The sequence below is a fragment of the Dysgonomonas sp. 216 genome, assembly GCF_010501065.1.
Classification (GTDB): Bacteria; Bacteroidota; Bacteroidia; order Bacteroidales; family Dysgonomonadaceae; genus QVMM01.
Window position 1 is genome coordinate 131789 of sequence record NZ_QVMM01000010.1, and the last position, 10354, is coordinate 142142.

At 39.1% G+C, this 10354-nt stretch carries 7 protein-coding genes; all 7 read right to left on the reverse strand.

Features of this window, described 5'->3' with window-relative positions; genetic code table 11:
- Positions 1-33 precede the first annotated feature (33 nt).
- The gene (hpt, locus tag D0T53_RS07870; RefSeq protein WP_163266578.1) at positions 34-576 is read right to left on the reverse strand and encodes a hypoxanthine phosphoribosyltransferase; all 543 of its coding nucleotides are present in this window, start codon (positions 574-576) and stop codon (positions 34-36) included.
- A 160-nt stretch (positions 577-736) separates the two neighbouring features.
- On the reverse strand, positions 737-2782 hold the full coding sequence (locus D0T53_RS07875) for a VCBS repeat-containing protein (protein ID WP_163266580.1): 2046 nt from the start codon (positions 2780-2782) through the stop codon (positions 737-739).
- A 199-nt stretch (positions 2783-2981) separates the two neighbouring features.
- The gene (locus D0T53_RS07880; protein WP_255489414.1) at positions 2982-4685 is read right to left on the reverse strand and encodes a RagB/SusD family nutrient uptake outer membrane protein; all 1704 of its coding nucleotides are present in this window, start codon (positions 4683-4685) and stop codon (positions 2982-2984) included.
- A 24-nt stretch (positions 4686-4709) separates the two neighbouring features.
- Positions 4710-7679, reverse strand: coding sequence for a SusC/RagA family TonB-linked outer membrane protein (locus D0T53_RS07885; RefSeq protein WP_163266585.1), 2970 nt, complete (start codon positions 7677-7679; stop codon positions 4710-4712).
- Between the two features lie 86 nt (positions 7680-7765).
- Positions 7766-8533, reverse strand: coding sequence for an IS21-like element helper ATPase IstB (istB, locus tag D0T53_RS07890; RefSeq protein ID WP_163266604.1), 768 nt, complete (start codon positions 8531-8533; stop codon positions 7766-7768).
- 41 nt (positions 8534-8574) lie between these two features.
- The gene (locus D0T53_RS13590) at positions 8575-9588 is read right to left on the reverse strand and encodes a hypothetical protein (protein WP_255489415.1); all 1014 of its coding nucleotides are present in this window, start codon (positions 9586-9588) and stop codon (positions 8575-8577) included.
- Positions 9555-10187 carry a helix-turn-helix domain-containing protein gene (locus D0T53_RS13595; protein ID WP_255489416.1) on the reverse strand — a complete coding sequence of 211 codons (633 nt, stop codon included), beginning with the start codon at positions 10185-10187 and terminating at the stop codon, positions 9555-9557. Before D0T53_RS13595 ends, D0T53_RS13590 begins: the two co-directional genes overlap by 34 nt.
- Positions 10188-10354: the final 167 nt, after the last annotated feature.

Genomic DNA, 10354 nt, shown 5'->3' on the forward strand with positions numbered 1-10354 from the left:
TTCAGTATATTTTTGTTAGTTATTAAATTCTTTCTACTTTTCAGTTATTTTATAAATATCCGGATAATTGCGTCCGTATCCGTCATAATCTAAACCAAATCCTATAATAAAATCGTTTGGAATTTCCAAAGCTACATAATCGGGCTCAATTTTCTCGATTAATGCATCCGGTTTAAATAACAATGTAGATATCAGTATCTTTTTGGGATTATAACCGGCAAGTTGTTCCAGCACCAACGACATAGTTGTTCCTGTATCCACAATATCTTCAATTATAACAACAGTACGTCCTTCTATATTTTCCTGAAGCCCGTAAATCTCTTTCAAAACCCCGGTAGACGAAGTTCCGCTGTAGGATGCCATCCGCACAAAAGTTATTTCACTTGGAATATTCAGGTTTTTCATCAACTCGGCAGCAAACATAAACGATCCATTGAGAATACATATAAACAATGGTTCCTGCCCTGCTAAATCCGAATCCATTTTACATGCAATATTCTTAATTGCAGTCGAAATAGTATTGTTATCTATGAACAATTCAAATTCTTTATCTTTTATCTTTACATACTTTTCCATGTACGAAGGGCATACTTTTCGGTTTTACAAGCTACAAAAATAACATAAATAGATCATATTCAGCATTACAATTTAAGTTTTTATAAAAAATAAAGGGCGGTCTATCAACAGACCACCCCTTAAACACATAATGATTTTCTATCTATTCAAGCACCTTACCTTATTTAACAACTTTGTAAGTTTTTCCACCTACTGATACCATATAAACTCCTTGTGAAGCCACAGGCACTACTTTATTAGTATAACCTTGAGCTACAATTCTACCCGATAGGTCAACAACAACAACTGCGTCGTTGCTATCAGCTTCAACAAGTATACCATCAGCTACAACTTTAACCACAACATTAGCAGAAGCAACTTCATCAGGATTTATTGAACTTCCGTTACCCATTTCAACAGTAGCGAATGCACCTCCAGCGTATGATTGGTCTATTGCCTGAACCCCGATAGTATATTTTACACTAGCAAGATCCATTGTTGTTTTCATTGAATAGTTTAACACACGAGTTCCAACATGTACCGAAGCTATTGCTCTCAATTTTCCGGTTGCTATATCAGCAGGAATTAATGAGAAGATTTCGCCTGTATTTTCATTTTTCACATAAACATTATAAACTAATGCTTCGACAGGAGAAATATCATCGTCAGCAGCGTCCCATGTAATAGAAAGTACTCCATCAGCATAGTTAGCAGCAACATTAGCAGGTGCAGATGGAGGCGTATTAGCAGGAACTCCTTCACCAACTTGATTTATATGCAATATTGCAGGTGTTCCACCAAAAACAGAGCCTTTATCTTCGTTATTTCTCTTATAACCTGTGATAAATACATCTAAAGTATTATCTCCATTTGCATCGCCCAAAGCTAAACCACTTTCATTAGCGTTAAGCAATGGATACACATCGTCAAGAAGGAATGCTCCATTAGATTTTTGATAATAAAGACATGTAACTTTATCTCCATCAGGGTTTGTAGGCCATCCTGTTGTAATAACATCTAAAAGTCCGTCATTATTCAAATCGCCAAGAACAACATGAGTTTCTTTAACACCTCTAATACCTAGCTCGTTATGATCTACAACATTAAACTCCCAAGTTCCTTCGTTTTCAAGCAAGAAAGCTTGTTTTCTGTCATCATCTTCTTCGCCTCGGCCTTCTCCCGAAATAAAGATATCAAGGAAACCATTATTTTTGAAGTCGCCTACTTTTATTTCACCATCGTAAATAAAAATATCCAAATCATCCGGAGTCATTTCTTCGAACGAACCATCTTGCATATTTCTGTAAATGGCCATTCTTCCGCCACCACTTACTGCAGGTTCATAACCTTCGGGGCTTCCGTCAGTGTAACCGTTAGAAATAATATCTAACCATCCGTCGTTATCCAAGTCTGCAAAAACAACGCTACCTTTACTCATCGGACGGAATCCTGCATAGTCTTCGATATGCTCATTACCTATAAATACCGGATTTTTCAAAGTAACATTTCTTACTGCAGTAAATGTTCCGTCTCCATTGTTTTTATAAAGCTCAACATAACGAGAAATTTCGTCAATACCGATAATTAACACATCGGTGAAACCATCTTTGTCATAGTCGCCTGTAGCAACAGCCTGATACGACTTAAGCTCGTTACTCTGACCAGGAGCTCCTTGTCTGAAAATAGCTTCTGGAACAATCTCGAATTTATAATCGTGATCGGGTCCTAAATTTTTATACAATTGACAGAAAGGATTATCTACACCCCATTCTTTATCGCTATATACCAAAATATCGGTATAACCATCGTTGTTATAATCGAAAGCTGCATAACAAGACATAGAGTTGAGAGGAAGACCAACTGGCGATGGAATTTCTGTACCTTCTGCTACTGGCGCATACGGACTAATTCCTAGTAATGGAGTAAATGTTCCATCAGCGTTTTGTTTCATCATATTAGAGAACGGACGCCATTGATCGTACAATTCTTTTTGTTGCGTTCCTTCATCAGGTAATCCCTGACCTCCATAATAGATATCAAGTAAACCATCGTTATTGTAGTCAAAAAATACAGGATTCGATCTGTAACTACCAATAAAAGGCTCGATATCGTACCAACTTCCTGTAGAAGGAGTAAATGTACAGTACTCTTGTGCAGTAACACCACAAGCAACTGCAAGAGATAATGCTGTACCAACTAATTTTTTTAAAAATGTAGAATTTTTCATTGGTTAAATTTTAAAGAGTTAATAAAAAATGCTCTAAGCAAATATATTTCAAACACCTTGAAGAACCCGTTATGGATGTATTAATTAATAGCACAAATGTTGCAATATTAAAGATATCCTTGTTTTATTTTATAAAATGAGACAATTATAAAACCAATCGGTTGACCAGAAACAGAAAACCGATTGGCTTAGCACTCTATCACTTAATAAACCATGAATTAATATCCATCAATAAGCTCTTCATTCCTTCCGAATCTTCGTATTTTCGAGAAACTTTCTCGGCCATGAAAGCCGGATGACCATCCCTATGTCGTGATATACGTAACAGGTCGAAGAAACGGCTACCTTCGTAAGCAGTTTCGGCTGCCATTTCGTCCAATATCTGAGTTTCTACCCAATCAATACTATCCTGACGTGCTTTATCAACATTTTCTTGTGTAAAATCGGGTATAACAAATATGCTAGCATCGCGTGATATACCTAATCCACGCCCACGGGAAGCTGTACCAACATTGTTAGTTATAGCTTCGGCAGAAATTGCAAAGTCGATATACGGCTCATTATTAGCTATTTCGGAATAATTAACCTTCTGCGGATCGTTTATGGTTGTTGTATTTAAACCATATTTAAGTACAGCAAAGGCCAGAGTAGGTTTACCCGCACGGTTCACAGCCTCGGCATAACGTAAATATAATTGAGGATTACGGTATATAGGTATTTCAGTAAGGATGTACGGATATGGCAACAATTCGTTCTCGGGATCAGTAGCCGAAGTAATCGCAGTTGCTGCATTAAAATATTTATATATCAAATCCTTAGCACCTTCTTTACTTTGTATAGTACCATAAGAATCGCCTATCTCATATCTAATTCTACCGCTTTTTATGCTTCCTCGCAAGTCTCCTTCGAAATAACCTGTTATATTTCCATTCAACTCCGCGGCATGAAAGTGAGGTTTTAGTGCCATTTCATCCATAAAACCTTTAACCGGTAATAAACTTGCTGTATTATTAAATGACATACGAACCAAATTGCTATGGAAATCTTTTATAGATGTACTATATGGAATTATAGACATTACTTCGTTCCGATAAGAACTTCCATGCTGAGCATTAAAAGCATCCTGAACTGTTGTTGTCCAAAAACTGGCATAATTACGAGTAATCAAATATCCTTCATATATCTGATCGTGATACATTGCAGCTGCTTGAGGGTATAGATTTTTAAACAAATATAAATCACCTAACAACATACGCACAGGCACTGAAAAAAAATACGAATATTTTCCATCAATCATCCCATAATCAGGCCTATCTACATTTACATATGGCAACAGATCCTCTATTAAAATACCAGCCAATTCATCAATATCTTTCTCCGGATATTTGGCAAGTGATGATTCGAGACTCAATATGGGCTCTTCCATATAATATACTTTGCCGTATATTTGTGCCATTTGCCAATAAGTCCAAGCACGTATAGCTTTAATTGCTGCAAATTCGGGAAGCATTACTTTTTCAGTATGGAATACTATAGACGTATCCATTTTGCTTATTGCATAATTACAGTTATTAATGATATTATAATAATCATATTTCTCTCTGTAAGAATTATCTTCCGATACATTAAAAGCATTAATTTCCTTCAATGCTATTGATGCATCTTCCGATACGGTCATTAAATCGCCACGCAATTCGCCCATAATAACATAACGGTCGCCTATTTTTTGTAGCTGAGACAGTATTCCCATCAATGAGTAAAGAGAGTCATTCGGCGATTTCAGGTCATGATCTTCTTCAAAAGCATACCTGTCCGAATCGGTATCGAGCATATCTTCGCATCCGCTAAAAACAACAAGTGCCGACAGGATGCATAAACAAGAAAATATATATTTCAGTTTCATATTCATAACAGATTAATTGAATAGTTACAGATTAATTTTCACCCCAAAATTAAACGATCGTGTTTGAGGGATAAGCCCTGCGTCGACACCCTGAGACAAGACCGAATTGCCATACGAAAACTCGGGATCGTTACCTAAATATTTAGTAAATGTATAAAGGTTATTTACTGAGCCCCAAACCGATACTTCTTGTAAGAATGTTAGATTCAGAGGTAGTTTATATGATAACGAGAGTGATTTAAACTTCAAGAAAGAAGCATCTTCAATCCATCTGTCCGAGAAACGGGAGTTACCCATCGGATCGCCATAAGTAGCCCGTGGTATAGATGTTTGCTGACCATTTGCTACCCATCGGTTTTGCATACTAGTAGCCTGATTATAAATATCATTTCCGGCTTCGAGGTTAGCACGTAAAGCATTATAAGCATCGTTACCCACCGAGTAAGAAAATAAAGCGCCTAAAGTAAAGCCTTTGTATGTAAGATTGAAATTGAAATTTCCGTAAAAATCGGGATTAGGATCTCCTATTATTTGTCTGTCTTTTTCGTCAATAATATTATCCTCATGTGCATCTACGAAATACATATCCCCAGCCTCGAAACGTGTTAATGCACCCGACTCGGACTGAACATACAGATTTGCTCTGTCGGCCGCGTCGCTATCGGTAAGAACTCCTTTAGTTTTATATCCATAAAATACTCCGGCAGGTTGTCCAACAGCTGTAAGAATTTGGCCTCCATACATATCTGTAGTGAACGAACCATTTCCCAAAGCTGTAATCTCGTTTTTATAATGCCCTATCATAGCACCAAAATCGAGTTTTACATCTTTCTGATTAACAATTCTTACATTTGTCGAAATCTCGAATCCTTTATTTTTCAGCTCTCCGTCGTTACTCCAGAAATACCTCAATCCGGCAATTTCACTTAGTTTTTTGCGGGTAAGCAAATCTTTTGTTTTTGCCGAATAAAAATCGGCGCTAACAGACCATCTGTTATCAAACATACTTAAATCGAGCCCTACGCGAGCCGTACCAGTTGTTTCCCATTTCAGCTTTTCGTTTCCTATATTTTCCAATATAAGCCCCATCGCATTACCTATAAACTTAACCGAGGTAAAATAAGAACGGGTAGCATAATTCAATATATTATCGTTCCCCGATAGTCCGTATCCAACGTTCAGCTTCAGATAGTTTACAAAATTGACATTGGCCATAAACTCTTCCGACGAAATTAACCATCCTGCCGAAACAGAAGGAAACGTACCCCATGATAAACCGCCAAGTTTAAGAGCTCCGTCTGCCTCTTTTCCAAAACGCGAAGAAGCATCCATTGCTGCATTTACGTTAAGCAAATACCTGCTTTTGTAAGCATAATCGGCATTGATATACCATGCCATAGATCGCCAATTATCTTTCAAACCTGTTGAGTACCGTAAACTGGCGTCGGTGTTCGACAAATTCTTTATATTATCAGAACTAGTGTTATGCCCTTCGCCATAAGACGATTCGTAAGTATCGGCATAATACCTATAACCTCCCAATACGTTTGCGGAATGAACACTATTCTTCATTATGTTCCAATTAGCATTTGCATCTAACGAAACCGAAGTTTGACGTGTCATCATATCTTTCACATAGTTTCTCGACACGGCATATATTTCACCAAAATCGTTTGTCAACGACACTTCTGGAATTCCGAAATTAGGACGGAACGAGTTTTCGTTCAACTTATCCCACGAATACCCGAACAAAACACCAACCTTAAGATTTTCGTTTATAGCGTAAGAAGGTAAAGCATTGATATTAAACCTATATCTTTTCGATATACTTTCGCCATATTGCAACAAAGCCAATGGATTACCAACTCCCAGTTCGTCCGTATCGTTCAGTTTTGTTGTTAACGAACCGTTTAATTCGTACTGATACGGATTATACACCGGAGCCTTAATGAGAGACATATAGAATGGCGAAGACAACTCGTCTATCCCATCATTAAATATAGAATTTTGGGTTTGAGCAAATGCTATATCAAAACGAAGATTTAACTTATCAGTCAGGTTTATATCCGAATTAAATCTAACATTTAACCTGTCATAATCAGTTTTATCAATATTTCCGTCATTTGTGCTATAACCTAAAGAAAATGCATACAGTGCAGTTTCGTCTCCCCCTCTTACACTTAATCCGTATTTCTGTATTAATGCTCCATCGTTTATAAGATCAAACCAATCGGTATCGTTATGATTTGCTTTGTAATAAGATTTCGTTTCATCGTCTTCTAAGAATTTAAAACGATCGATATACGAACTATTATCAAACATTCCACTCAAGATATCCGAAGCATAAAGCCTGTATTGCTCTGCATTCATCACCGATGTTGTTTTAAGAGGTGCCCGATAACCCAACGATATGTTCGCTGTTATTTCGGTCGCCATATTACGGCTCCTCTTAGTTTCGATCAATACAACACCATTTGCTCCTTTGCTTCCATAAATAGAGTTTCCGTCTTTCAACACTGTAACCTTTTCTATATTATCCGGATCGAGTAACGAAAGCGGATTGTTGAAAAAGCCCGAATGTATTGATGATTCCTCCAGATTATCCTGCATTTGCCAAATTACACCATCCACTATAAAAAGAGGTTGTGCACTGGTATTCAACGAGTTTAAACCGCGCGCAAAGAATGCTGCTCCGCCCCCTTGTACGCCCGAATGAGTTATACCTCTAATCTGTCCGCTCAAACGAGACGTAAGGTCTTCCTCCAAACTTGTAATACCCGGAGTAAATTCTGTTACAACTCCCGATTTTTCAGGAGAGAAAACATCTCCCTCATAAATAGACTGGCTGTTACCTACTATACCCAACATACGTATTTCGATCTGAGTACGTCCTCTTGCTCCAACAACCTGAGGCATATACCCGGGAGCATCAACCGACAGGTTTACTTCTAAATGTGGAACTTTCAGGCTAAAAGTTCCATCCTCTGTTGTCATTGATGTATAATATAATTGAAAAGTAGTCCACTTAGTAATTGAAAAGTATACCACTAAGTGTCTCGGACGAGATGGTTCAAAGATATTTATTCTTCATTAGATTGTAACATTTTTTGAGTTTCTTTAACACGATAAGACTGTCCGTTCATGTTAATCAGATATGCTTTATGCGTTAGCCTGTCGACCATTGCAGCCACCAGTACTTTATCCTTGACTATCTCACCCCACCTGCTAAAAGCCAGGTTTGTAGTAATAATAGTTGTTTTCTTTCCTGCTCTGAGTGATAAATGATTAAACAAAAGTTCGCCACCTTCTTTATCACAACTGACATATCCGAACTCGTCACAGATTACCATATCATACCTCTGGAAGCGTAGTTCGAGCTGGCGTAGACTTTTCTGTGATCTGCATTCCCTGATTTGTGTAAGCAGGCGTGGTACGGATGTAAAGAAGACAGTATATCCCTCCAGGCATGCTTTAATACCAAGTCCTATGGACATATGTGTCTTGCCTGTTCCCGGGTTACCGCAAAATACGATATTGCGCCCATCCTTGATAAATTCCAGCGTTTCAAGTTCCGGCAGTGCTGTTTGTGCATCTTTAGGCAGCTCTTCCCTTACCAGTTCCTGAAGGTACTTTAGTTCGGGGAATCCGGCTATCCTGATCCGCTGTTTGCGGCGCGCTTCGATACGCATGTCCATTTCCTTGGTTAATAGCTGGCATATCAATGCCCGGTACGACCAGTTCTCATCGGTTGCCAAGGTAATAAAGTCATCGAGTTCATCCCGCATAACAGTTAGCTTAAGTTCTTTGGCATAGTTAAACACTTTTTCTTTTTCGTTCAGATTATCCATTTGCATACTATTGATATTAAATACTTCTTGTCTCATGATTATTAATTTTTGGTGATGATTTTTATATTGTTCTCTGTGTCCATTATGCGTGATAGATCCATCAGTATCCTCATGGCTCCGTCTTCAATCAGGGCAGAGCCGCTCTTATGGCTTTCATCCGGATAGATGGGTTCATCCTGGGTCGCCTGGGGCTCGTTATTGGCATAGAGCATGGCTTTGATCTGGTCTGCCGATATACTTCTCAGGCCTCGTGCCTTTAATGAAGTGTATGCTTCTATTATATCGTTATCACTAAAATCGTTCTCCCTGGCATACTGTAAAAGGAAGACAAAGTCCCTGGCCTTATCTGTAAAATGTTTATTGAACAAGGCTTGTATCTGCTGTGGCATTTGCTTTAATGCCAGTGAAGTGTTCAGTGCTCCGGGTTTGCGCAAGAGGGTGTTCAGGTAGTGTTCCAGTTTGATAGACCATCCCTTTTGCCTTGAGTAGATGCGTTCATGTACAGCCACCTTGTCATTATTATAGAGGATAACAATCTTCTCGGAGTACATCTTAACGGTAACCATTTTGCCTACCAGTGTATCGGGAACCGAGTAGTGGGAACAGTTCATGCAGATTGTAGACCACTTGTCGACTTTGTACTCCGCCATCTGGAAGCATCCCATCTCATTGGTATAGGGTCTTAATGCTGCCAGGTCTGCTGCCAGTTCCTCCACTTTATTAATCGTCGAAGGGCTACCACTGCGCGAGTTGATCTTTTCACAGATGGCCAGCAGGTGCTCCTGGGCATCTTTCAATGAAGCATAATGCAGGTTGATACTGAAAGCCTTACGCCTGACATACTCTACCGAACGTTCCACATGGCCTTTTTCCCAACCGGCACGGGCATTACAGAAGCGGTAATGGTAGCGGTAGAAGTTGCTCATACGAAGCAGGGTTTCTGTGGGCTTCTTCTCTTCCCCGGCAAACTTTTTGATGGCCACACGCATATTGTCATAGACCATAATCGAGGGAACACCTTTCACCTGGCGGAAGAAGTTGCGGTGCGACTCCATAAAGGNTCCATAAAGGCTAACTGGTCCTGATGATGGAACAGCCAGGCATAACGCCCGTTGCTATGGCTCAGGGTAAAGACGGCCATCTGGATACGTTGAAGCTTACCGTTTAAGTAAAGCTTGACTTCACCCCAATCAAACTCACAGGACTCTCCCGGTGGATAATAACCTCGGATAAAGGCTTCCTGGGATTTATCTTCTTTCTTCTCAGTACTGGCAGAGGCGATGTATTTACAAACTCCCGTATAACTGACCTGAAAGCCTTTGTCTATCAACAGTTCGTAGATATCCTTACCCCGCATACACTGCTTCTTCAGACCCATAGCGCGCTTGCGGGCGTTCTTCTCTAAACATTCGTCTATTAAATCTTTCAGGCTGCCGGTAATAACACGGCGGCATCGACGGGAACTGTTATAACGCGATTGTGTAGTTAATACCGATTCCAGAGAGGCTTCCGGGTCATCACAGTTTAATGCTGCTTCATACTCGGCTATGACCTTATGAACGGTCTTACGGCTGATATCCAACTCTCTGGCTATAGCCCGTTTACTGTACCCTACGGTACGGTACATGTGTATAATTGCTTGTTTTTCCACCATTGTTATCATTTTAACCTCTGTGTTAGTGTTCTGTACACAAAGGAATTTATAATGTTAATATTTGTTAGTAAAATATGAGGCTTTATTAGAAGCGCTCACACATTTTACCTAACTGGTGGTATACTTTTCAATTATTTTAGTGGACTACTTTTCAATTATATTATACA